Below are 24541 nucleotides of genomic sequence, written 5' to 3'. Positions count from 1 at the left end.
TATGTGTTTAATTATGATTCAATTCTGCCAGTAATTGCCTTGCGTCCAACTTTGCCCAACTTCTGAATTCGGGCTTGTTGTAGTTCTTGATTTTGAATAAGTTGCTGTTGTTTTTCTGTTTCCTGCAATAGTTGTAATAGCTGGTCGAGTAGAATCTCAGGTTGTTCCACAACAGTTGTTAGTAGGGTTTCTAAAACAACTGCCATGCGAGTAATAGTAGTAGCATGAAATAAATCTGTTTTATACTCAAAAAAACCTTGTAGTCCTTCTGGTGTTTGTGTAAATTGCAGCTTTAAATCATGGCGAACCGTACCACTTTCACTTTCTAAAAAGCTAAGATTTAGCCCTTCCATTTCAATATTGAATTTAGGAGCATTTTGTAAAACAAACCATACTTGAAATAGTGGTGAATAATTTAAATTGCGCTCTGGTTGTAGTTCTGCTACTAACTTCTCGAAAGGTAAGTCTTGGTGTGCATAAGCTCCTAAAGCTGTTTCTCGTACCCGTTGCAATAACTCTTGAAAACTAGGGTTATGAGAGAGATTAGTCCGTAATACTAGAGTGTTGACAAAAAAGCCAATTAACCCCTCTAATTCACTACGGTTACGGTTAGCAATAGGAGAACCGACAAGGATATCTTCTTGCTTTGTATAGTGGTATAGCAAAGTATTGAAAGCTGTCAGCAGAGTCATAAATAAAGTGACACCTTTTTGCTGACTGAGAGATTTGAGCTTGTCAGTTAGTGTTGCAGATAGGGCGAACGAGTGTTTTTTCCCTAAAGAAGTTTGTAGTTGGGTACGGGGTTTATCTGTTGGTAATTCTAGAATTGTTTTAGCGTTCTCTAACTGTTGCTTCCAGTAGGTTAATTGGGTGTCAAGCCTTTCTTTTTGTAACCATTGCTGTTGCCATACTGCATAATCAGCATATTGAATTGGTAACTCTGGGAGCAAAGAAGGTTTTCCAGCTGAAAATGCTTCGTAAAGTGCTGACACCTCGCGGATAAACACTCCTGCTGACCAAGCATCAGAGATAATATGGTGCATTGTTACTAACAAGATGTGTTCTTGTTGAGTGAGACGCAAAAGCACCAACCGCAGCAATGGCGCTTGTGTCAAATCAAATGGCTGCTGGGCATTTTCTCCTTCTAGCCTTTGTACTTCTTTTTCTCTTTCAATTACTGGTAAATGCTGTAGATTTACAATTGGTAGAGTTACTCTTAATTCAGAAATAATCTTTTGAATTGGTCGCCCTTCCACAACTGCAAAGTACGTCCGTAAAACTTCATGTCGCCGCACGATCTCGTTAATACTGTCCTCTAGTGCAGCTACATTTAGTGTTCCTTGCAGTCGCACCAAGTCGGAACCATTGTAAGCTGTTGAGTTGGGATCTAATTGATAGAGAAACCACAACCTTTGTTGCGCAAAAGACAAGGGTAATTCTTCATCACGTGAAACACGTTCTAGAGAAGGTTCTGAATTTATTTGTGGTTCAGCCTTCAATGCAATTTCTATATGTTTGGCAAGTCCAGCTACTGTAGGTGATTTAAACAAATGGTGTAGTGTGAGTTCTACCCCAAACGCTTTTCGTACTTGGGAAATTACCTGAGTAGCAATGAGAGAGTGTCCACCTAAATCAAAAAAATTGTCATGGATACCAACTTGCTCTAAGTGGAGGATTTGCGCCCAAACTCCAGCGAGCATTTCTTCGACAGGTGTGTGAGGAGCGACAAAGATATTTCCTAGTTGAGCAATATCTGCTTGGTGCGGTGCAGGTAGAGCTTGACGGTTTATTTTACCATTAGTTGTTAATGGCAGACTATCTAACAGGATAAACACTGATGGTAGCATATATTCTGGTAGTTGCTCTTTTAGATAACTCCGCAGTTCGCTAGGAACTGGAGTTACATGACTATCAGGCACAACGTAAGCTACCAAACGCTCGTCGCCTGGTGTATCCTCGCGTACTATGACGACTGCTTCCTCTACGGCTGGATGTTGTACCAGTAATGCTTCGATTTCTCCTAATTCGATCCGAAAGCCTCTTACTTTTACTTGATTATCTATTCTTCCTAGAAACTCTAAATTTCCGTCTAAACGAAAACGAACTAAATCACCTGTCTTATATAGCCTTGTACCTGGTTCGTCACTAAAGGGATTGGGAATAAATTTTTCTGCTGTGAGTTGAGGACGATTTAAGTATCCTCTCGCTACACCTGCGCCACCAATATATAGTTCACCTGGAACTCCTATGGGTACTGGCTGGTAGTACTTATTGAGGACGTACAGTTGGGTGTTGGCGATGGGATGACCAATAGGAATTGAGCCTGAGAGTGTTTCATCCTGGGGTACTTGATAAATACAGCAACCCACAACCGTCTCTGTTGGTCCATATTCATTAATTAGCATTGTGTCTGGTGCAAACTTTTGCCAGAAGCTAACGCTTTGTGCTAGCAAGTTTTCGCCACCGACGATCAAAGCTCTGGTGCAACCATTTGCTTGTGAAGGTGATAATTGGTGTGAGAGTAATTGCAAATGCGCAGGTGTAATTTTTACTAAGCTATAGTTTGAGCCTTGAGATAAAGCATTGCGTAAAGACTCGATGCTTTGGTCTTCTGGGAGGAGTTCTACGCAACGTCCTACTAATAAGGGGGAAAATAGACTCGTAATGGTAAGGTCAAAGGCTAGAGAAGAGTGAACTATAGTTCTTTTGCCTTCTTGAACTGCATAGGCTTGGGTACACCAAGTAAGATAATTAACGAGTCCTCGATGGGGAATGAGCGTTCCTTTTGGTTTACCAGTGGAGCCGGAAGTATAAATAATATAGGCTAGGTTATCAGAAATGGTCTGGCTAGTCGGGTTAGATGTATTTTGCTGCTCAACTTTTTCCCAATCACAGTCTAAGCAAAGTACTTTAGCACTGCGAGTAGGAAGAACTGGGAGCAGGTGTTGTTGAGTTAAGAGTATGGGTGCAGAGGTTTCTTCTAAAATAAAAGCTAACCGTTCTTTGGGATGGTTGGGATCTAATGGTAAGTAAGCTCCACCTGCTTTCAGAATTGCTAACACTCCAATTACCATCTCTAGCGATCGCTCTAAGCAAATCCCGACTATGACTTCTGAGCTTACACCTATCTGTTGCAGGTAATGAGCTAACTGATTGGCGCGTGCGTTTAGTTCACTGTAAGTTAGTTGCTGGTTGTCATACACTACTGCAACATCGTTTGGCGTGCGATCGCACTGCGACTCAAACCACTGATGTATGCATTGGTATTGAGGAACAACGGTTTTTGTGTTGTTAAATTCAACTAAAAGTTGAGTGCGTTCTTGAAAACTAAGGATGTCAAAGCTAGCGATCGCTCGTTGGGGATTCTCAATTACACTCGCTAAAAGTGTCTCGAATTGACTTGCTAAACGCTCAATAGCTTCTAAAGTATAGACATTAGCATCATAGAAAAATTCAAGCTTTATACCATCCTCTTGACGAACACAAGATAATTTGAGGTGAAATCTGTCAATACAAGCATACTGTTTATAAATTGAAAAGCAAATATCGCCTGCATATTGCTTGGCTACAGTAGAAGTAAATTCAAAGCAAAATGGGAAGAATAAACTTTCTGGGTCTAACTCTATATTTTTCTTCCAGGCAAACCTACCGTGTAATTCAAATAGGTCTTCTGTAGCTTCTTTTACCTGTGATAATAGACTTATAAATTCATGTTTTTCTTCGAGTCGGCAATGTAGAGGTAAATATTTACTTAATATTCCTAAAGAATATTGTAATTCTTCGTAGTTACGACCACTGCTAGCGGTGCCGATAATTAAATCTGTACTTTGAGTTAAACGCCAAAGTAATATTTGCCAGCAAGTTAAGAGGAATACATCAGTATTACTATTTACTTTTTGTGAAATTGCATCTATCTGTGCCACCAAATTCGGCTGAATTTTTCTACTATAATATTGAGGATTAAAATATAAATTTCGTGTTTGCTGATTTGAATAAGGTAGTTTGGAATTTAAAATACTATCTATGTTTAACTGCTTCTCTTCATTTAATTCTGCTTCTTCTGACTCTAAAACCTCATTTTGCCATTCAGCAATTTCAGCATATTGCATGGGTTCTCCAGCAATTTCTTCACCATAAAAACAAGCAGTGTAACATCTACTAAGCTCAACCAATAAAATATTTAATGATTCTAAATCAGCACACAGAGCAGGCAAACTAATCAATAATATATGTTTTTCTGGCGATATAGTCACTAAATCAGCGTGTAAAAGTGATTCTTGTTCACAATCAAATTTCCTTTGACATAAAGATTGCAGTAACTGTTCTAAGCTATTTTCTAAAGTTTCTTGTTGCGGAAAATGATGTTCAGAAAGCGATAGATTATTGACGCGATCGCTAATTACTTGAACAGGAATTTTCATAACTCCGTTGTAAGTGTGGAAGTTGGTTCGCAAAATTTCATGTCTATTGATGACTTGATGTAAGGCTGCTTTTAAAATTTCTTGATTTAAATTTCCTTCTAAAAGAATTGCACAATATGACTGGTAAGCAGAAGAATTATTTTGTAATAGCCACAAACGCCGTTGTTGTGGCGAAAGTCTAAATCCATGTATTTGTGTTTGCATCTTTCTAACAATTTTATTTAACAGGTTTTAAGTAAAATAGTGAATTATATTTATTATAAAAACACTTCTTTTCTTTTAATTTTCTTTAAGCTCTGATATTCAGATGCTTTACGCTGATTTTTATAAGTCTCATTCTCTTTATGACTGAAATCAGTTAAATTGTTTTTTATTTCTAATATTGTAGAGTTGGGATTCTGAATTATAATAGTTAAAACTTGCATGAAATTTTTTAACATATTATCAATAGTGTTTATATTAAATAGATTTGTATTATATTTCAATATAGCCACCATCCCTTTATCTGTTTCTATCATGTCTAACAACAAATCAAGAGGAACAGTACCGTTATCAACATCATCTAAAACAGTGATAGTCAACCCCACGATTTCCAAAGGTGGAATCGGGGTATTTTGCAGGACAAATTTAACTTGAAATATTGGGTTACGGCTGAGATCGCGATCGGGGTTAATAACTTCTACTAACTTACTAAAAGGCAGAGATTGATGAGAGTAAGCACCTAATGTTACTTCCCGCACCTGCATAAGAAATTCTTGAAAATTAGAGTTGTTTGATACCTTTGTTCTTAGTACTAATTGGTTAATAAAAAAGCCAATTAATGCCTCAGTTTCAGCCCATGTACGATTCGCGACATCTGTACCAATAATAATATCTTCTTGTTGAGAATACCAGCTAGTTAAGATATAAAATCCAGCTAATAATGTCGTAAATAGTGTTACTTCTTGCTGTTGACTAAAAGACTTTAGCTCTTTAGTTAAAGATTCTGGTAAGATGCGCGATCGCCTAGCACCTTGAAAAGTCTGCACGTCTGGTCTGGGTTTATCTGTAGGTAAATTAATTACCGGAAGCTTACCCGCTAGTTGCTTTTTCCAATAAGAAAGCTGCGACTCTAAAACTTCTCCCTGTAGCCATTCTCTTTGCCATGCAGCAAAGTCTGCATATTGAATAGGTAATTCCGCTAAGGGAGACGGCTGATTAAAACAAATAGCTTTATACAAAGCCGCTAATTCTCGAATAATTACGCCGCGAGACCACGCATCAGAAACAATATGGTGCATTGTAAATAACATGACATATTTAGTCTCACACAACCGCAATAGCTTGACTCTTAGCAATGGTTCCCGCGATATATCGAAAGGATATTGAGATTCTTGTTGTGCTAATTCTTGTACCAATTCTTGCTGTTTACTTTCAGCAAATTCTTGTAAATCAATGATAGGCAACTCTAAGATAAAATCGGCAACTCTCTCTTGCACAGGTTGCCCCTCTAGTATCTGAAAACACGTTTGCAAAACTTCATGCCGTTGTCGAATTTGATTAAGACTTTGCTTCAGTGCTTTTACATTGAGTTGGCCCTCTAATAAAATAGCAACCGGAATATTGTAGACGGGGCTTTCTGGGGCTAATTGGTGAAGAAACCAGAGCATTTGCTGGTTAAACGACAAGGGCAATGAATTAGTATCTTTTCTTTTAAATATTGATTGAGTTTTGGCATAATTTAAACCCTTCTGTTTAAGCCGCATTTCAAACAATGCTCGTTGTTCTGGAGATAAGGCGGCAATTCTTGCATTTATATCTTTCACCATTAATCACCCAAATAAGCTGAGATTTGAATATTTCCTTGTGTCTCTTCTTAGCTGATAGTTTTGCTTAAAATCTATTAATTTATTCAAGCTTGTTAACACGGTCTTAAAATCTAGACCAAAATCGACAAGACAAGCTATTTCATCTACTCCTATCTCTTTAAGACGTGTAATTGTTTGACGGCAACTTTCTAGCGTACCGATCAAAACTCTACCTTGTTGAAAATATCGCTCAAAGGCAAATTCTAAAAGCTGTTGTCGGTCTTCTTCTGTAAAATTTTCAGGATTGAATTGAAAATTGATGCGTTTAGCTAAGTTTTCAACTAAACCAAAATGAGTTCTAAGATAATCACAAAAAGGCTGCTTTACTTGTTGCTTAACTAATTGTTCATTATCTCCTATATAAGTGTGCATCATTAAAGAAACTTTGCAACTTTTTGGATCGTGACCAGATTGAGCCAAAGTAAGCCGATAAAGAGATATTTGTTGTGCTAAATCATCAATGGTCGCATACAACAAAGAAGTTAAAACATTAGCTCCTATCTTAGCTGCGCCAATAAATGTAGCGTCAGCTTGGCAAGTAATCCAGATTGGTAGTTGAGATTGTATCGGTCGAGGAAATGTTTGTATCTGAACTTTATTTCCTGAACCATTAATAAATTCAATTTCTTCACCTTGCCAAAGTTTTTGCATAATCTTGATGTCACGCCACATAACTTCTTTACGTTCAGCGTAATTTTCTGGACGTAATAAAAAATCATCAGCGTGCCAACCAGGTGCAAAAGAAAGTCCTACTCTACCACCAGATAAGTTATCAACTACTGCCCATTCCTCAGCTACTCTAACAGGATGTTGTAATGGCATCACAATACTACCTGATCTGAGTTGAATTTTCTCTGTCACCATTGCTAAGGCTGCACTAATTACCGAAGGATTTGGATACAAACCCCCAAAAGGATGAAAATGGCGTTCGGGAGTCCATACTGCTGAAAATCCATGTTTATCAGCGAGTTTAGCTGTTTCTAGTAACAGTTGATATTTATCTGATTCGATTGTTGAGCCATCGCCGGAAAAGTATAAAATGCTAAATTCCATATCGTTATGGCATACAAAAATAAAGTTGATTTAACTAACGGGTGATTCGTGGACTAGTTGTTGTTGGAGTTCTTCAAAGGAGAGATTTTCTACTTCTGCTAAGAGGTTTGCGATTTCATCAAGTTCTTCTGATTGGGGTTGTTTCTCGACAATGACATGAGCTAATTCGCTAACTGTAGGCGCATCAAATAGAAGAGTACGCAGTGGTAACTCGACTTGAAAGGCTTCTCTGAGGCGAGAAATAGTTTGAACTGCTAGGAGAGAATGTCCTCCTAATTCAAAGAAGTTGTCATGAACTCCTACTTTTTCAATTCCGATGAGTTCTTTCCATATATTGGCAATAGTTTGTTCAATTTCGTTACGAGGTTCTACATAAGTACTTTCTTGGAGAGTGCGCGAATGTCTGCTAGCAGATACTTGGCAAGAATTTATTGGTTTTTGAGCAAGAGATAAAGATAAAACTAATTGGTGAAGTTGCTCAAGTCCTACTTGTAGATCTTGGGTGGAAACTATAACTTGAGGTAGGGAGTTAGCTAAAATGCGGCTAAAAACTTCTACTCCTTCTGCTGGGAGAATAGCATTTTTTAAACTTTCTTCACGCCAATTTTTAATTTCATCAGGAACATCAGTATTAACTGCCATCCCAACTTGTTGCCAAGTGTTCCAGTTAATTGCAATTGTAAATTGGTTATTTCTTGTTGTATTCCAATGAGCAAAAGCATCTAAGAAAATATTAGCAGCACAATAGTCTACCTGTCCAAATCCTCCTTGAATTGCACTTAAGGATGAACAAAGAACTAAAAAGTCTAAGTTGATGTTTTTGAGAATATTATTAAGAGTTATTGTTCCTTGAACTTTGGGTGCAAAAACTTTTTCGGCAATTTCTGGTGTTTTAAGTTGAACCATCCCAGCACCAGCAATACCAGCAGCATGGATAACACCGTGAATTGTACCAAAACGTTCTAAAGATTGCGCGATCGCACTCTGCATTTGTTCCTCATTTGTTACATCAGCAGCCACTACCAATACTTCTGCGCCTAATGCTTCTAATTGTTTTATTTTTTCATTGTCAGATGGCAGAGAACGCCCTAATAAAATCAATTTGGCTTGTACGGTTTTGGCTAGGTATTCAGCGAAGGTTAAACCCATACCTCCCATACCACCTGTAATTAGGTAAACTCCGTCTGTTCGTAACCGGATTTTGTCTTCGGTAGCTGATTCTAATGCAACAGATTCAAATGTTTGTACCCAACGGTAATTATTACGGTAGGCAATTATTAAATCTTCTGATTCTGCTGTTAATTCTGCCAATAATTGTTTTATGATATCTTCGCTTGTTGATGTGGGCAGTAAAATATCAGCCAGACGACATCTGATATTTGGATATTCTTGAGGAATGACTTTGCACGCACCCAATATAGTTGCTTTTTCAGGATATAATTTTTCATTTCCCGTAATGTCGTACAGATAATTAGCAATCACTAAAAGTTCAATCGTATCGCTTATCTGCTGTTGTACAATCGCTTGTGCTAGGTAAACAAGACTGTAGAACCCTAGATTTTGAGTCGCTTCCCAAGATAAAATTTGTGATTGGGTAAGGCTCCACAGATGGGTAATTGTTTTGAGAGTTTTACCTTGTTCTCTTAACTGGAGCAGCAATTTATAATAATCATCTGCTTGATTGGGATTTATCGCGTATGTATTGCGGTCAAGTTGATGAAATTTTTCTCCTACTTTGACAGTAATTATCTCCTGTCCAAGTTGTTGTAAGTGTTGAACAAGTTCTGAGCCTACGCCATATTCGTCTATAAAAATTAGAGAACAATGAGAGGTAATATCTTTTGTTTTGACGAGAGGAACTCGTTTCCAAGATGGGATATAAAACCAATCAGTAAGATTAGGTTTTTTACCTTGCTTGCTTTCACCTTTATCAAATACTTGAGTTTGTATTTCTGGCTCAATCCAGTAACGCTGACGTTCAAAGGGATAAGTCGGTAAAGGTACACGATAACGTTGTTCGTGAGTATAAAAACCAGACCAATTTATCTCAACTCCTGCTAACCACAATCGCCCTAAAATGTCAAGCAAGAAATTAACATCTGATTTTTCTTCTTGGGGATGACGTAAAGAAGGTAAGACAACTTGTCCTGCTGCTTGTTGAGCGTGTTGTTTGACGAGAGTACACAAAGTACGCCCTGGTCCAACTTCTAAAAGTATGCGATCGCCTGGGGCGCAGCGTAGCTGTTCGCTTTCCTCCAACAAGACTGATAGACCAGATGAAAACTGTACTGTTTGACGTAAATGCTGCGCCCAATAATCTGGAGATATTGCTTCGTCTGCTGTAATCCAAGTACCCGTCAAATTAGAAATAAATTTAATTTGAGGAGGATTGAGTTGTACTTTTTTCAATTCCGCCATGAATGGTTTTAACATCGGTTCCATCATGTGCGAGTGAAAAGCATGGGAAGTATGCAAACGACGATATTCTATCCCTTTGGCTGTAAGCTTTTGGGCAATCTTGTCTACTGCGTCATAACTTCCTGAAACTACACATAAGGAAGGTGCATTACAAGCAGCTAAAGCTAAATCTTCGTTGAGAAAAGTTTCAACCTCTGCTGCTGATGCGGAAACAGAAAGCATTACACCTGTTGACATTTGCTGCATTAGTCGCCCACGCACAGCAACCAAAGTTAACGCATCTTCCAAACTCATCACACCAGCAAGAGTTGCGGCTACATATTCTCCAATACTGTGACCAATCATCGCTTGTGGAGAAATACCCCAAGACATCCACAGTTGAGCCAAAGCATACTCAATTACAAACAATGCTGGTTGTGCAAACTGCGTTTGCTTGAGTTGTTCTGCTGCTGTTTGTTTTTCAGATTCTTGTGGATAGATAACTGAATGTAAATCTAAGCCTAAATGTGGTTCGAGTAGTAGACAACAACGCTCTACCTGTTCGCGGAATGTTGGAATCTGATACAGTTCCCGCCCCATATTTACATACTGTGCGCCCTGTCCAGGAAACATAAAGGTAATAGAGCGTTGCGTTGATTCCTCAAAGTGAGTTAATACCTGTTGAGGATCTATAGTTTCTAATGCTTTTATTGCTTCTTGGGTATTTTGGCAAATCACCGCACGGCGATAATTGAAGACTCCACGTCCTACCTGCAATGTATAAGCTACATCTGCCAACTTCAACTCAGGATGCTGTGTAAGATGTTGAGCCAAATTTTTAGTAGCAGTTTCTAAAGCCGAATCCGTCTTAGCCGAAAGTACCAGCAACTGATAATTTCTCTCCTGCTCACGCCAGTTGCTACAACGGAGGGAAGCTTTGCACCGCACTGGTTCCCCTGCTCTTCTGCTCTCCTGCTCTCTTAAAGAAGGAGCTTCTTCTAGAATGACATGAGCATTAGTTCCTCCAATACCTAGAGAACTCACTCCCGCGCGACGTGGTGTAGAAGTTGCATTCCATTGGGTCAGCTTGGTATTGACATAGAAAGGACTATTAGCAAAATCAATTTCTGGGTTAGGCTCCTCAAAATTTAAGCTGGGAGGAATCAACTTATGTTTTAAAGCCAAGGTCGTTTTAATTAAACCAGTAACTCCAGCAGCAGCGTCTAAATGTCCAATATTTGTTTTGATAGAACCGATTGCACAGAAACCTTTTTTCTCTGTCTCAGCCCGAAAAACATTTGTCAACGCAGAGATTTCGATGGGATCGCCTAAAGCGGTTCCTGTTCCATGAGTTTCAATATAGGTGATTGTTTCAGGTTCAATATCAGCTAGGGCTATTGCTTCGGCGATCGCTTCTGCTTGTCCGTTGACGCTGGGTGCCGTGTAGCCCACCTTACCAGAACCATCGTTATTGATGGCACTACCTTTAATCACAGCATATATATAGTCGCCATCTGCGATCGCTTCTGATAATCGCTTTAATAGCACCACTCCCACGCCATTACCAATAATTGTCCCTCTTGCTTTGGCATCAAAGGCGCGACAATGACCATCAGGTGATAATATACCCCCTTCTTGATGTAAATACCCTGTTTTTTGGGGTACACGAATCGAAGCCCCACCAGCCAAAGCCATATCGCATTGATAATTGAGTAAGCTTTGGCAAGCTAAAGCAGTTGCCACCAAGGAAGTCGAACAAGCCGTTTGTATAGTGAGACTTGGTCCAGTCAAATTTAACTTGTAGGAAACGCGAGTAGACAAAAAATCTTTATCATTTCCAATAAGTTTTTGGAAACTATAGGCTGAACCAATTTGATCGCTATTTAAATTAAAAGTTAAATAATTATTTAAACTAGCACCAGCATAAACCCCAATTCGGCTTTCGCATCTTTGCGCATCATAGCCAGCATTTTCTAAAGCTTCCCAGGCACATTCTAAAAATAACCGATGTTGCGGATCAGTCATTTCTACTTCTTTAGGGTTAAAGCCAAAGAAACCAGCATCAAATAAATCTATATCTTCTAATACTGCACCCGCTTTTATATAGTTAGGATTATTTAGCAATGATAGCTCTACCCCAGCAGCAACTAATTCTTCATCGCTGAATTGAGAGATTGCCTCAACTCCATCACATAAATTTTGCCAGAACTCTGCAATATTCTTAGCTTTAGGAAAACGCCCTGATATACCAATAATGGCAATTTCTTCAGGATTAGCAGTGATATCCATAAATATTTACCTTACTCTATTAGTAGTTAATTCTGCTTGAGAGAACAACCTAATTATTCAATTTCTTTCGTCGTTTCCTTAATAGTTCTTTTTGTTGACTTCGGGCTTCTATTTGCTTTTTAACTCGGTCATGTACAGCTTGTAAATAAACAGGTACTTCTTCTTGGCTTAAATGTTCTGCTAGCGATCTAATAGTTGGATACTGAAAAATTTCTACAACTGATAAATTGCGGTTCCAAATTTCTCTGAGTTTATTGTTTACCTTTACTGCCAGCAAAGAATGTCCGCCAAGATCAAAGAAATTATCATCAACACCTACTGTTTCTAGCTGTAGTACCTGTTTCCAAACCTTAGCTATTAATTTTTCTACTTCAGATTGAGGAGCTTGATAGTTATTGGCTAATTCTGGACGCAAGTTACCAGGCGCAGGTAAAGCACGAAGGTCTACTTTGCCATTAGGTGTAAGCGGTAAGGATTCTAAAACTACAAAGGCAGCAGGAATCATATATTCAGGCAGTTTTACCTTAAGTAAATGCCTTAATTCATTGATAGAAAAGGGTGTTTTTTGATGAGGAACCACATAAGCAATAAGACGATTTTCATTAGTAATGACTACTGTTTCTCGTACATGAGAATATTGGGCTATAACTGTTTCAATTTCTCCTATTTCAATACGGCAACCGCGCAGTTTAATTTGACGGTCAATTCTTCCCAAGTATTCAATACTGCCATCTGGAAGGTAACGAGCTAAATCTCCTGTTTTATAAAGACGTTTGGTAGGATAAAACGGGCTAGAAATAAACTTTTCGCTCGTCAATTCTTGTCGATTTAGATAGCCTCTTGCTAAACCTACACCACCAATATGTAACTCACCAGGAATACCAATTGGAACAGGTTGCAAATAATTGTCTAATATATATATCTGGATGTTAGCGATAGGACGACCGATAGGAACTATTTTCGCGTTGCTATTTTTTTGACATTTCCAAGAAGTCACATCAATTGCTGCTTCTGTAGGACCGTAGAGATTGTGTAATTCTGCATCCAAACGCTCAAAGAAGCGTTTTTGTAGTTCTAAGGGTAGTGCTTCACCACTACAAATTACACGTTTAAGACTACGGCACTTTTCTAGTTCTGGTTCCTCTAAAAACACTTGCAGCATTGAAGGAACAAAGTGCAATGTCGTAATTTGCTGTTGACCGATGAGTTGGACTAAATAGCTTGCATCTTGATGTCCACCTGGCTTCGCTATGACTAAAGTTGCACCAGTAAAGAGAGTCCAGAAGAATTCCCAAACGGAGACATCAAAACTGAAGGGTGTTTTTTGTAAAACGCGATCGCTTGATGTTAATTGATAAGTTTCCTGCATCCATATTAAGCGGTTGCAAAGACCTTTGTGCGTGTTAATCGCGCCTTTTGGTTTTCCTGTGGAACCAGAAGTATAAATGACATAGGCTGCGTTTTCTAGTTCTGTATGACTAACTAAATTAGCTTGGTTGTAGTCAGCGAAGGCTGCACCATCAGCGTCTATAATTACTACTTTGGCTTCGTGTGGTGGTAGTTCATCGACTAGATGCGGTTGCACTAGCAACAATGATAGTTGAGCATCTTCTAGCATGAATGCCAAACGCTCTTGAGGATAGGTAGGATCTAGCGGTAGATACGCACCACCAGCTTTCATAATTGCTAAAATTCCCACTACCATTTCGATAGCGCGTTCCATGCAGATTCCAACTAGCATTTCTGGTTTCACACCTAAATTTTGTAGGTAGTGAGCTAGTTGATTGGCTCGATTGTTTAACTCTCGATAGGTAAGTTCTACATTAGCAAAAATGAGAGCGATCGCGTCTGGTCTTTTTTCTACCTGCGCCTCAAACAAGTTATGAATGCAAGCTTCTTGAGGATAATTAACCTGAGTGTTGTTCCAGTCTTCTAGTAGCGTCTGACGTTCAGCAAAAGTCAATATTGGTAACTCGGCAATAGGCTGGTTAGAATCACTAACTATACCCCCTAGCATGGTTTGGAAATGCCCAACCATTCTAATTATCGTATCTGGATTAAATAAATCGGTGTTATATTCTAGTGTCCCTGTTAATCTTTCTTCACTATCAATCATTGATAACAGGATATCAAACTTAGCTGTCCCTGTTTCAATTTCCTCAGTTTTCCAAATGCTATTTGATGCAGAATTCTGAAGCACAAACATCACCTGAAACAGTGGATTATAGCTTAAATCCCGATTTGGTTGTAATGCTTCTACTAACTTCTCAAAAGGTAAATCTTGATGAGTATAAGCATCAATTGCTACCTTTCGTACTCGCCCCAACAATTCTGTAAATGTGGGATTTCCTTCTAGATTAGTACGCAATACTAAATTATTGACAAAGCACCCAATCAACTGATCTATTTCAACACGGTTGCGATTAGCAATCGGTGAACCGACAAGAATATCTTCCTGATCTGTATAGCGGTATAGCAATGTTTGAAACGCCGCTAACAAGGTCATAAATAAGGTTACACCTTCCCGTTGGCTTAACTGTTTGATTGCTTCAGTTAACTTTGTAGACAATACAAACTTCTGCTGCGCTCCTTTAAAAGTTTGTATTGGCGGTCTGGGACGATCAGTAGGTAGTTGCAATACAGGTAGATTTCCGTTTAACTGCTGCTTCCAATAAGCTAAACATCTTTCTATAACTTCGCCTTGTAAGTAGTTTCGTTGCCAATATACAAAATCTGTGTACTTTACAGGAAGCTGAGGTAGCAAAGAGGGTTTACCATCAACAAAAGCTTGATAAATCGCAGATAATTCTTGAACTAAATCCTTGATTGACCAACCATCACCAACTAAATGATGCAGCGTCAAAATTAATATTGACTGTTCTGCTTGCAAGTACAGCAGTTTTGCCCGTAACAAAGGTGCTTGTCCTAAATCAAAAGATGACTGAGCCTCTTTTCGGGATAACTTTTGCACTTCAGACTGCTGCTGTTCATCGGATAAATGGCACAAATTAACTTCTGGTAAAGTGAATGTGACTGTATCTGCAACTTTTTGGACGGGTTCACCATTCACTACTTCAAAGCTGGTTCGTAAGATGTCGTGTCTTTGAATAATTTCGTTGAGGCTACGAACCAATGCAGGGACATTCAATCCTGTTAGATGAATAGCTACGGGAATGTTATATGTAGCTGTTCCAGGTTGCAGTTGATTGATAAACCACAACTGCTGTTGAGTAAAGCTCAGTGGATGTTGGTTAGTAGTTGTCTCTACTTTAGAGATAGGCAAGTATTCACAAGTAAGGTTGTTAACTTCGTCTAATATTTGGATTGTTAACTCACTAATACCAGTATTATCAAAGAAGTTAGCTACAGATAGAGTTACACCAAAGTCAACCTCAATCCGGTTTTTTAACTCGAAAACTTTTAGGGAGTCTAAACCCAAACTACCTAAAGGCTGCTCTAGATTTATTTGCGAAGGTTTTACTCTTATTACCTGCGCTACTAGCTTTTGTAAATAGAAGTTTAATAATTGTTGTCGTTGTTTTGGTTCTAGTGTTAATAATTCTCTTCCTGTCAGAACTTCTTCTCGTTCTGTTGTTTGGGTAATTTCCAGAATACTACTACCAACAACCTCTAATGTACCTGCTAAAAATCCTGCTTTGGTAGCTCGACGTTGGATTTTACCGCTAGAAGTTTTGGGAATCGTGCCAGCTTTGATTAAAATAACTGCATAAACTTCTACTTCATGTTCTTCTGTGATTGCTTGGCGAATAGCAGCTGTTACTTCATCTATATCAGGTTTGGCACGAAACTCTAATTCTTGTACAACTACTAGTCGTTCTTCTTTTTCTACCTCTACAGCAAAAGCCGCAACACTTCCTACTCGTAATGTTTTATGGCTGCGCTCTGCGGTTAACTCAATATCTTGTGGGTAGAGATTACGCCCTCTGATGATAATTAAATCTTTAGCTCTACCTGTTATAAAGAGTTCGCCATTGTGCAGAAAACCTAAATCTCCAGTCCGTAAAAATGGTCCTTGTCTTGTGTCTTGTAGATAAGCGTGGAAGGTTTGTTCAGTTTCTTCTAGTCGGTTCCAGTAACCATGACCAATACTAGGTCCAGCTACCCAAATTTCCCCAACTTGGTCGGAATCACACAAAGTTAAGGTTTCTGGATTGGCAATTACAACTTCTTGTTGTGGTACAACTCGACCACATCCGACTATTTGTATTGAATTCTCTGTGTTAGCAACCGCATGAGTCAGACGGTTGCGTTCTAAAGCGTTTTTTTGCAAAGATATGCTCCTTACTAACGCAGATTTGACGCTCCCAGATACCATTAAGGTGGCTTCTGCCATGCCATAGCAAGGATAAAAAGCTTCTGGACGAAAACCGCATTCAGCGAAGGTGGCTGCAAACTTCTCTAGCGTTTCTTGACGAATAGGTTCAGCACCATTAAAAGCTACACTCCAACTGCTTAAATCTAAGGTTGAGCGTTGTTCGGGCGTAATTTTTTCAATACAAAGCTCGTAAGCAAAGTTAGGCGCGCCACTGGTGGTTCCTCTATAACGAGAAATTGCTTGTAACCAACGATAAGGACGTTGGAGAAAAGCTGCTGGCGGCAGCATAATACAAGGAAAACCACTATATAAAGGTTGCAGTACGCCACCAATCAAACCCATGTCATGATAAATAGGCAGCCAAGTTACAAACTTACTACTAGAGGTATGTTCCATATACTGGCGCGTTACCTCAGCATTGTGCAGTAGGTTGCCATGACTGAGCATGACACCTTTGGGTGTACCAGTAGAACCAGATGTATATTGCAGAAAGGCTAATGTGTCTATATTAATAAAAGGCTTTTGCCAAGCTTCTTCTAGACCAGGAGCGAGGTGATCAGTAGCTAGCCAGTGAATATGATTGATTTTATCGGCAAACAAAGATTGCAATTGCGGCAAAATGGCTGCGGTAGTCAGAATTATCGCTGCTTGTGCATCGTCTAAAATTGCTAAGATTCTGGGGGTATTCCGTTGGTTGCGTGGTGGATAAGCTGGAACTGCTACAACCCCAGCATACAAACACCCGAAAAAGGCGGCTAGATACTCTAAACCTGGTGGATAAAGCAGTAAAGCACGCTCTCCACTTAAACCTAAGCTTTGGAGTTGAGAGGCGATCGCTCGACTACATTTATCTAGAGCTTGATACGTGAGGCGATCGCTTTGGGTTTCCCCATCTGCTAAGAACGTGTAACTGAGTTGTTCGCCCTGTATATTGCTTCTATAACGCAAAAGTTCAACAATAGTCGAAAATTTGCTCATGCTATTGAAAGCATGACAGCTTTGAATATTCTTGTGTTCAGGCATTGAAATGCACACCTAATTTTGGAGTGTAACTGTCATAAGTGGTTTAGCTGAAACTGTACTAGCGATTTGTAGACTTCTTGAGCAGATGAAATTCGCGCACAGTCTTGGTTAAGGGTGAGCTTAGCGATCGTCAGAGTCCATAAATAAGAGCCTTACACACAATCTTGCAATTCATTCTCAATACTATATATCACAGTAACGCAAACAATTCTCTTTTAATTTTTCTTTACACCAAAATATTTGAGATTTTTATACTAACTTTCGATAGATGTTATATAGTTGTTTTTATCAAAACTCTGCTTCCCCTGAGCATAGCCATCACTAGAGGAAAACGATCGAGACGATAAATTTGCCCTAAAATCATCAAGACAGGAATTTTGCATTCCGACTTGATTTATAGTAAACAGCTTTTCACATAAATATGTGAGGAGTACGTAATTACAACAGTTTAATTTGTATCTATTGACATAAATACGCAAAAACATATATATTTTTTAAATTAATTCTTGATAATATAGCAGTCTAATCTAAACAGAACTAGTACTAATAAATTTTAATAAGCATCTAGACAATTATTGCATCAAGGTGTTAACAGCTTTTTAACCATCGTGAGGAAATAAATGAAATCAGTGCTGTTGCTTAAAAGCTTAATATTTACGTGCTCATTTGCCCTATTATTAGTAACTCCCGCTTTAAGTCAAGAACTACAACACCTTAAAAAGCAGCAAGAAACAACTGTTAATAATCAAAATTCAACTTATAAGAAAAATAAAACTCAACCTCATAGACTGGCAGAAAAGATATTACAACACAGAAATAAAAATATTCAAAACATAGCTCAAGCAACGGAAGTCGTACAAGTTACTGGAGTCAACCTCAAGCAAGTCGATAAGCAGCTTGAGATAGTTTTAGAATCAACTCAAAGTGAACAGTTGACACCTCTTAATAAAAGTGAGGGCAATAATTTTATAGCAGATATTCCCAATGCTCAATTGCGTCTATCGACTGGTAACGCATTCACGCAAGAAAAACCATTTACAGGAATTACAGCAGTTACTGTAACCAATTTAGATGCGAATACAATTCGCGTAATTGTGACAGGTGAAGCAGGTGCGCCAACTGTAGAGTTGTTTGATGATAACGAAGGTTTAATTTTTGGGGTGACACCGACTACATCTGCTAGTCAGACCCCACCAGTAGAACAACCTTCTAGTGAGGCTCCTTTAGAAGAATCTACAGCTGAGACGCCTGAAGATGAAGAACCTATTGAGCTAGTTGTAACAGGTGAACAAGATACATATCGCGTGCCAGAAGCATCAGGGGCTACTAGAACCGATACCCCGATTCGCGACATTCCCCAGTCAATTCAAGTAATCCCAAGACAAGTTCTAGAAGACCAACAAGTCATTCGGCTCACAGATGCAATTCGTAACGTTAGTGGTGTTGTAGAAAGCGATACTTTTGCTGGAACAAATGACAACGTAAATATTAGAGGTTTTGATTTTAATTCTACTTTTCGTGATGGTTTAAGGGAGACTGGTTTTCTATTGCGAGAACTTGCCAATATTGAGCAGATAGAAATTCTCAAAGGCCCAGCTTCGGTGTTGTATGGAAATGCTGAACCAGGAGGAATCATTAACTTAGTCACGAAAAAACCTCTTGCTACTCCTTATTATTTTGGTCAATTTTCTATAGGTAACTTTAGTTACTATCGTTCTGCTATTGATTTATCTGGACCTCTCTATCCAGATGATACATTACTGTATAGACTGAATGTTGCTTATGAGAATGCTGGTAGCTTCAGAGATTTTGTCGATAGTGAGCGATTCTTTGTGGGACCAGTGTTTGATTTAAAACTGGGCGATCGCACTAACCTATTGTTTAATGTTAGTTACCTCAACGACGAGCGCACATTTGACCAAGGTATAGTTGCTTTTGGTCAAGGAATTGCTGACATTCCCTATAGTAGATTCTTGGGCGAACCAGGAGATGAACGTATAACAGAAGAAGTAAATGTAGGTTATCGCCTAGAACATCGCTTCAATGATAACTTAACCCTCCGTAATGCCTTTCGCTACACCTCACAAGACGCTTTTGATTACCGCGCCCAGCCTCTAGAAGTGGACGAAGAAACTGGCGAATTAACACGCAATTTCCGTTCCAACGATGATTACCGTGAGACATACTCTCTGCAAACAGATCTTGTAGGTGAGTTTGTAACGGGTTCAATCGAACACACACTCTTGTTTGGGTTTGATTTCGCTCGGCAAAAGAGCGATGGTTCACAGAGGCGACTACCTGAAGGGCTAACTCCATCTATAAATATTTTTGACCCAGTTTACAACGTGACTCCTAGACCTGCGCTTTCTGAACTCACTGATGTAGTTCGAGATGGCAAGGATAACGTTAATGCACTAGGTATTTATTTACAAGATCAGATAGCATTTTCAGACAATTTCAAGTTACTGCTAGGTGGTCGTTTTGACGTTGTTGATCAAGACGTGTTTGATCGCCTTTCGGATACTCGTACTCTTCAGTATGACGAAGCATTCACCCCTCGGATTGGTGTTGTTTACCAGCCAAGTGAACCTATTTCACTTTATGCTAGTTATAGTCGCTCGTTTGCCCCAAATTTTGCCCAACGCGCTGATCTGACATTTTTGCCACCTGAGCGTGGAACTCAGTATGAAGTGGGGATCAAAGCAGATTTTAATGAAAGACTTTCAGCGACTTTAGCAGCTTATCAAATTACTAAAACAAATATTGCTACACCCGATCCAAATGACCCTGATGGTTTTAGCATTCCTATTGGGGAGCAGCGAAGCCGAGGAATTGAACTAGATGTATCTGGTGAAATTTTGCCTGGATGGAATATCGTTGCTGCTTATGGTTATACCGACGCTGAAATCACAGAAAGTAGTGATTCTCCTGATGCTTTGATAGTCGGTTCTCGAGTACCCAGAGTACCCGAACACAAAGCTAGCCTATGGACAACTTATCAATTTCTTCAAGGTGATTTGGAAGGTTTAGGTTTCGGCTTGGGACTATATTACCTTTCAGATAGAGTAGGTGGTGATATTCCTACGCTTACATCTGATGATACTTTCACATTACCTAGTTATCTGCGAACTGATGCTGCAATTTATTACAAACGTGATAACTGGAGAGCCGCAATTAACTTTGAAAACATCTTTGGTGTCAGGTATGTTGAGTCATTTAACTTTGGCAGAAACACAGTTATTCCCGCCGCACCGTTTACGGTGATCGGGACACTTTCGATTGAATTTTAGTGAACATTATAGGAGCCACTACGTTTGTTTCCATGCTTATAACTGCGAGATCGCAACGGTTTGCTAGCCTTTCGAGTGATTCTTCTGCACCAACTCGTCCAACTCTGAACTAGATAGAGTTGTCCATGTCCTTTATCCACCGACTGGCAATATCATGGCTTACTCCTGAAATTGGGTCGATTAGGCTTGCTCAAACAACCACGGCACATCCTCAAACGATTCTCTTTGAGGGTAAGCACGTTATCTGTGCAAATGGCGATCGCAATCATGTCAAGCAACCGATGCTCCTTACCTCGTTTGTCGTGTGGGTCTTATACCATTTCACTTTGAAGTTACTACAATTAGGCAGCTTCAGGAGCCTGCGCCGTGCGGGAGGTCGGTTGCGTGCGGAGGTGTCCTCCGTTGAGCAAACCGACTGTAGGGTTTACCCCGTTGAGGCGACTGGCGTGGGCAGAGGAGAAATGATTTGTAGGTTTTATTTAGTGAAATGGTATTACAGGCTAGCAAAATGGGTCAAATACTCGCATCATACAGCAATTACCTCCGCAACTTGTCACTATCTTTAGCCTAAATCTCTTTTTTATGCGTTTGCCCTGTAGATGCAGCTTAGCTGAGTGTCGTTAGATTAGACTTACAGCTAATATTGAGTATTCACTTAGGGCAAGTCTCCGTAAATTCTCGAATAGACACGTATACTAGGGTAGCGGTAGTTTTATTTTTGTAATTCTGCTTATGTATAGCTACCTTGAGGCAAATACATCAACAGCGATGGTGTTAGAAAAACTAACAGGGTGCAGCGATCGCCAGCAGAAAGTGACTTGTAGAACCTCAATGGCAAGGCTATCAATTGCACTTGAAATGACATTAAACCGATGGCTAGATTTGCCTTAATCAATGCATTGCAGCGTGCTTACCAGATTGCCCAGTTATCGCATAAAAGTACAATTCCAACAGATGAATTAATCGAAATATGGCAAAAAAAGGCTTCACGCCGACATTTGTTGCAAGCAGGACTATTTGCTACAGGTGCGATCGCCGGAGTTTCCTTAAGTCAAACTCGGCGTAGCGTTGCAGTCGGTGCCAACTCCAAAGTTCTCATTGTTGGTGCAGGAATCGCGGGATTAACTGCTGCTTATCGATTGTATCAAGCTGGGGTGGGCGTTGAAATTGTTGAAGCGAGAAATCATCTTGGTGGTAGAATCCGCAGCCTGGCCAATGCCGCCGGAACCTCGACCACTGTAGAATTAGGCGGAGAATTTATCGATTCAGGACATCAAAATATCCAAGCACTAATCGCTGAACTTGGCTTGACCTTAGCTGATTTACGCGCAGCGGATCGGGGATTAGAACCGGATGTTTGGTACTTTGGTGGCAGAAAAATTGCTCTCGAACAAATTGTACAAGATTTTGTACCGCTCGTGCCAATTATTGAAAAAGACGCAGCGATCGCCGCAAATCTCAAATCTCCCGCTGCAATTCAATTAGACAGAACTTCAATTACACAGTATTTAGCAGACAAACCAATTAGCCCAACTTTACGCGAACTGATCGCGATCGCTTACACAGTTGAATACGGGCGCGAAGCCGCCGAACAGTCGAGTTTAAATCTGATTTATATGATTGGCACAGATCCTCAAGAGTTTAAGATATATGGTGATAGCGATGAGCGCTCTCAGATTGTCGGCGGTAATCAACAACTGATCGCGCGCTTAGCACAGCCGTTAGCAAATTTTATTGAAACCGGAACTGAGTTAGAAGCCCTCCACCGCCTACCCGATGGTCGTTATCGCGCCAGTTTCCGCGCCGGTTCAAGTACTTTTGAGCGTAACTACGAACGCGTTTTATTAACAATTCCTTTTAGCGTGTTACGCACGGTACGCCTTGCGGTTGACTTACCACCTGCTAAACGTCAGGCGATTAATCAATTATGCTATGGTACAAATTCAAAACTAATTGTTGCATATCAGGAAAGAATATGGCGCGATCGCTATAACTGTACTGGTTCGATTTTTACCGATTTGGGTTTTCAAAATACTTGGGAAGCAACGCGCTACACTACAGGAAAGTGTGGATTGCTCACTAACTATAGTGGCGGACGTTATGGCTTTCAAATCGGAAGAGGAACCGCAGAAGCCCAAGCACAAAAATTTCACGCACAAATAGAAAAAGTCTTTCCTGGGCTTTATCGTCAACGTACAGGCGAAGCAATTCGAGCATACTGGACTGGAGAGCAATATAGTGCAGGTTCTTATGCTACGTATTTAGTAGGACAGTGGTCGCAGTTTTATGGTAAAGAAGGAGAACGCGTAGGAAATCTCTTGTTTGCTGGAGAACATTGCTCTTTGGACTATCAAGGATATATGGAAGGAGGCTGTGAAACAGGTGAAGCTGCGGCGCGAGAAATTTTGAAAGATTTGAAGCTAAATACTCAAGCGACTTTAAAAGCTCCTAAAATGAGCCATCATAGAAATGCAAGGTTTACAATAAATCAGAGGTAACAGAGAATCAATTATGGATAGGGCTTCTGATGTAACTCAATACGGCGTGGTATTGGTAAGTGCTGGTTCGCAGCAAGAAGCAGAGGCGATCGCCACTTCGTTAGTCAAATCGCAGCTAGCTGCTTGCGTTAATATTGTGCCGATTTCTTCGATTTATACTTGGCAAGGCGAACTTTGTCAAGAACCCGAATGGCAATTGCTGATTAAAACAGATCTAAATCAGTTTTCGGCTTTAGCAGCAAAAATCCAAGCACTACACTCTTACGAAGTTCCAGAAATCATTGCGCTACCAATTGTTGCTGGTTCAATAACTTATCTTAATTGGATGTCTGCGCAACTACAAGGGGTGAATTAGATGGTGAACTTTAGTGTTTTTTGAAGTAGAGTGCAGCAGCACAATAGTTTAAGGTGTGTTGACGAGGTATTTAAATAAGTCATCAACAACTGCATTCATTGCTAAAATATCTAGCGCGTGCCAGTGTCCTGCATCTACGAAATAAACTCGATTTTGTTGAACTACTTTTAATTGCTGCCATAAAGGAGATTGTTGTAGCTTTTCTAAAGCCTCTCTACCAGCTTCTTCACCATAAGAAAGGAACAAAACATCACCATCAATATCAGATAAATTTTCATAAGAAATTTTGTCTCGCGTGAAAAAATCTCCATCTTGTGCAGGCGGACGTTGTAAGCCAATGTCATTTAAAACTGTACCAGTAGGATGTTGCTTTCCATAGATGAATATGCCATAAGTTTGATCTACAGTGGCAACGGATACTTGCATTTGCAGACGGCGATTCTCCTTCCGAGAGGCTACGCCAACGCCTAATGCTTTTTTTAGTTGTTCAATTCGCTGCCAGTAGTCATTAATTAACTTTTTACTCTCCTGTTCCTTGCCGAGAATCTTAGCCAGATCTTCTAAAGTTCTTTGCCAAGAAGCTGGTGGAGTGGGATGATACAATGCAACCGTAGGTGCAATACTGGATAGTTGCGGGTAGATATTCTGTAATCGAGTATTTGACAAAATTAAATCAGGTTTCAGTAATAGAAGCCTTTCTAGATTTGGCTCAAATCCAAGATTTTCAACTTTATCCACTTGGCTTTGAAGGTGTTGTGGAAAAGGTTCTCCTGGAATCCATGCCGATGCAATAGGTTTTATACCTAATGCTAATGTACTACTAAAAGTACCTCCCCACAAAGTGACAACTCGCTGAGGATTATTAGGAATGCACGTTTCACCCGCTGCGTGTTGTACAACTCGACAATTTGTTAAATCTTTAGTGCTTGTATTACTGTGGTTAATTGAGCTACAAGCCGAGATAATTGTGCATATTAATACTCCTAAGAGAAATAGATAGGTAAAGCGAAAACATCTCATACAGTTCTACTC

The 24541-nt window shown here is 39.7% G+C and carries 11 protein-coding genes; 5 read left to right on the top strand and 6 right to left on the bottom strand.

From position 1 onward, the window contains the following. Positions 1–11 precede the first annotated feature (11 nt). Genes GLO7428_RS08695 through GLO7428_RS08675 form a run of 5 tightly spaced genes read right to left on the bottom strand, consistent with a single transcriptional unit; the run spans position 12 to position 17366 of the window. Positions 12–4625 carry a non-ribosomal peptide synthetase gene (locus GLO7428_RS08695; protein WP_015188197.1) on the bottom strand — a complete coding sequence of 1538 codons (4614 nt, stop codon included), beginning with the start codon at positions 4623–4625 and terminating at the stop codon, positions 12–14. Between the two features lie 53 nt (positions 4626–4678). Next, positions 4679–6229 carry a condensation domain-containing protein gene (locus GLO7428_RS08690; protein ID WP_015188196.1) on the bottom strand — a complete coding sequence of 517 codons (1551 nt, stop codon included), beginning with the start codon at positions 6227–6229 and terminating at the stop codon, positions 4679–4681. 3 nt (positions 6230–6232) lie between these two features. Further along, positions 6233–7321 carry an LLM class flavin-dependent oxidoreductase gene (locus GLO7428_RS08685; RefSeq protein ID WP_015188195.1) on the bottom strand — a complete coding sequence of 363 codons (1089 nt, stop codon included), beginning with the start codon at positions 7319–7321 and terminating at the stop codon, positions 6233–6235. A gap of 30 nt (positions 7322–7351) precedes the next feature. Continuing rightward, entirely contained in the window at positions 7352–12007 is a 4656-nt protein-coding gene (locus tag GLO7428_RS08680) for a type I polyketide synthase (protein WP_015188194.1), read from the bottom strand. A 49-nt stretch (positions 12008–12056) separates the two neighbouring features. Continuing rightward, positions 12057–17366 carry a non-ribosomal peptide synthetase gene (locus GLO7428_RS08675; RefSeq protein WP_015188193.1) on the bottom strand — a complete coding sequence of 1770 codons (5310 nt, stop codon included), beginning with the start codon at positions 17364–17366 and terminating at the stop codon, positions 12057–12059. Positions 17367–17986: 620 nt separating this feature from the next. On the opposite strand from GLO7428_RS08675, the gene GLO7428_RS08670 reads away from it, so the two are divergent. From GLO7428_RS08670 to cutA, 5 genes are all read left to right on the top strand, one after another. After that, the gene (locus tag GLO7428_RS08670; RefSeq protein WP_015188192.1) at positions 17987–20656 is read left to right on the top strand and encodes a TonB-dependent siderophore receptor; all 2670 of its coding nucleotides are present in this window, start codon (positions 17987–17989) and stop codon (positions 20654–20656) included. Between the two features lie 125 nt (positions 20657–20781). Next, positions 20782–21222, top strand: a complete 441-nt coding sequence (locus GLO7428_RS27720; protein ID WP_015188191.1) for a hypothetical protein — start codon at positions 20782–20784, stop codon at positions 21220–21222. A 166-nt stretch (positions 21223–21388) separates the two neighbouring features. Continuing rightward, positions 21389–21547, top strand: a complete 159-nt coding sequence (locus GLO7428_RS27715) for a hypothetical protein (protein WP_155823638.1) — start codon at positions 21389–21391, stop codon at positions 21545–21547. Then, entirely contained in the window at positions 21529–23154 is a 1626-nt protein-coding gene (locus GLO7428_RS08665) for an NAD(P)/FAD-dependent oxidoreductase (RefSeq protein ID WP_015188190.1), read from the top strand. The genes GLO7428_RS27715 and GLO7428_RS08665 overlap by 19 nt, the downstream gene beginning before the upstream one ends. 13 nt (positions 23155–23167) lie before the next feature. Continuing rightward, positions 23168–23509: a divalent-cation tolerance protein CutA gene (cutA, locus tag GLO7428_RS08660; protein WP_015188189.1), complete on the top strand. Its 342-nt coding sequence runs from the start codon at positions 23168–23170 to the stop codon at positions 23507–23509. Between the two features lie 48 nt (positions 23510–23557). On the opposite strand, the gene GLO7428_RS08655 is transcribed toward cutA, so the two are convergent. Further along, positions 23558–24529 (bottom strand): iron-siderophore ABC transporter substrate-binding protein, encoded by a 972-nt coding sequence (locus tag GLO7428_RS08655; RefSeq protein WP_015188188.1) that lies wholly within the window; start codon positions 24527–24529, stop codon positions 23558–23560. Between the last annotated feature and the right edge of the window lie 12 nt (positions 24530–24541).

Origin of the sequence: Gloeocapsa sp. PCC 7428, from assembly GCF_000317555.1 — a bacterium.
GTDB lineage: Bacteria > Cyanobacteriota > Cyanobacteriia > Cyanobacteriales > Chroococcidiopsidaceae > Chroogloeocystis.
The sequence above is the reverse complement of the archived record's forward strand: the minus strand, read 5'-3'. Positions and strand labels throughout refer to the sequence as shown.

Bases quoted from the DNA above. Each gene is read 5' to 3' on its own strand.
- GLO7428_RS08695 (WP_015188197.1), bottom strand. From the start codon at position 4,625: ATGCAAACACAAATACATGGATTTAGACTTTCGCCACAACAACGGCGT.
- GLO7428_RS08690 (WP_015188196.1), bottom strand. From the start codon at position 6,229: ATGGTGAAAGATATAAATGCAAGAATTGCCGCCTTATCTCCAGAACAA.
- GLO7428_RS08685 (WP_015188195.1), bottom strand. From the start codon at position 7,321: ATGGAATTTAGCATTTTATACTTTTCCGGCGATGGCTCAACAATCGAA.
- GLO7428_RS08680 (WP_015188194.1), bottom strand. From the start codon at position 12,007: ATGGATATCACTGCTAATCCTGAAGAAATTGCCATTATTGGTATATCA.
- GLO7428_RS08675 (WP_015188193.1), bottom strand. From the start codon at position 17,366: ATGCCTGAACACAAGAATATTCAAAGCTGTCATGCTTTCAATAGCATG.
- GLO7428_RS08670 (WP_015188192.1), top strand. From the start codon at position 17,987: ATGAAATCAGTGCTGTTGCTTAAAAGCTTAATATTTACGTGCTCATTT.
- GLO7428_RS27720 (WP_015188191.1), top strand. From the start codon at position 20,782: ATGTCCTTTATCCACCGACTGGCAATATCATGGCTTACTCCTGAAATT.
- GLO7428_RS27715 (WP_155823638.1), top strand. From the start codon at position 21,389: ATGTATAGCTACCTTGAGGCAAATACATCAACAGCGATGGTGTTAGAA.
- GLO7428_RS08665 (WP_015188190.1), top strand. From the start codon at position 21,529: ATGGCTAGATTTGCCTTAATCAATGCATTGCAGCGTGCTTACCAGATT.
- cutA (WP_015188189.1), top strand. From the start codon at position 23,168: ATGGATAGGGCTTCTGATGTAACTCAATACGGCGTGGTATTGGTAAGT.
- GLO7428_RS08655 (WP_015188188.1), bottom strand. From the start codon at position 24,529: ATGAGATGTTTTCGCTTTACCTATCTATTTCTCTTAGGAGTATTAATA.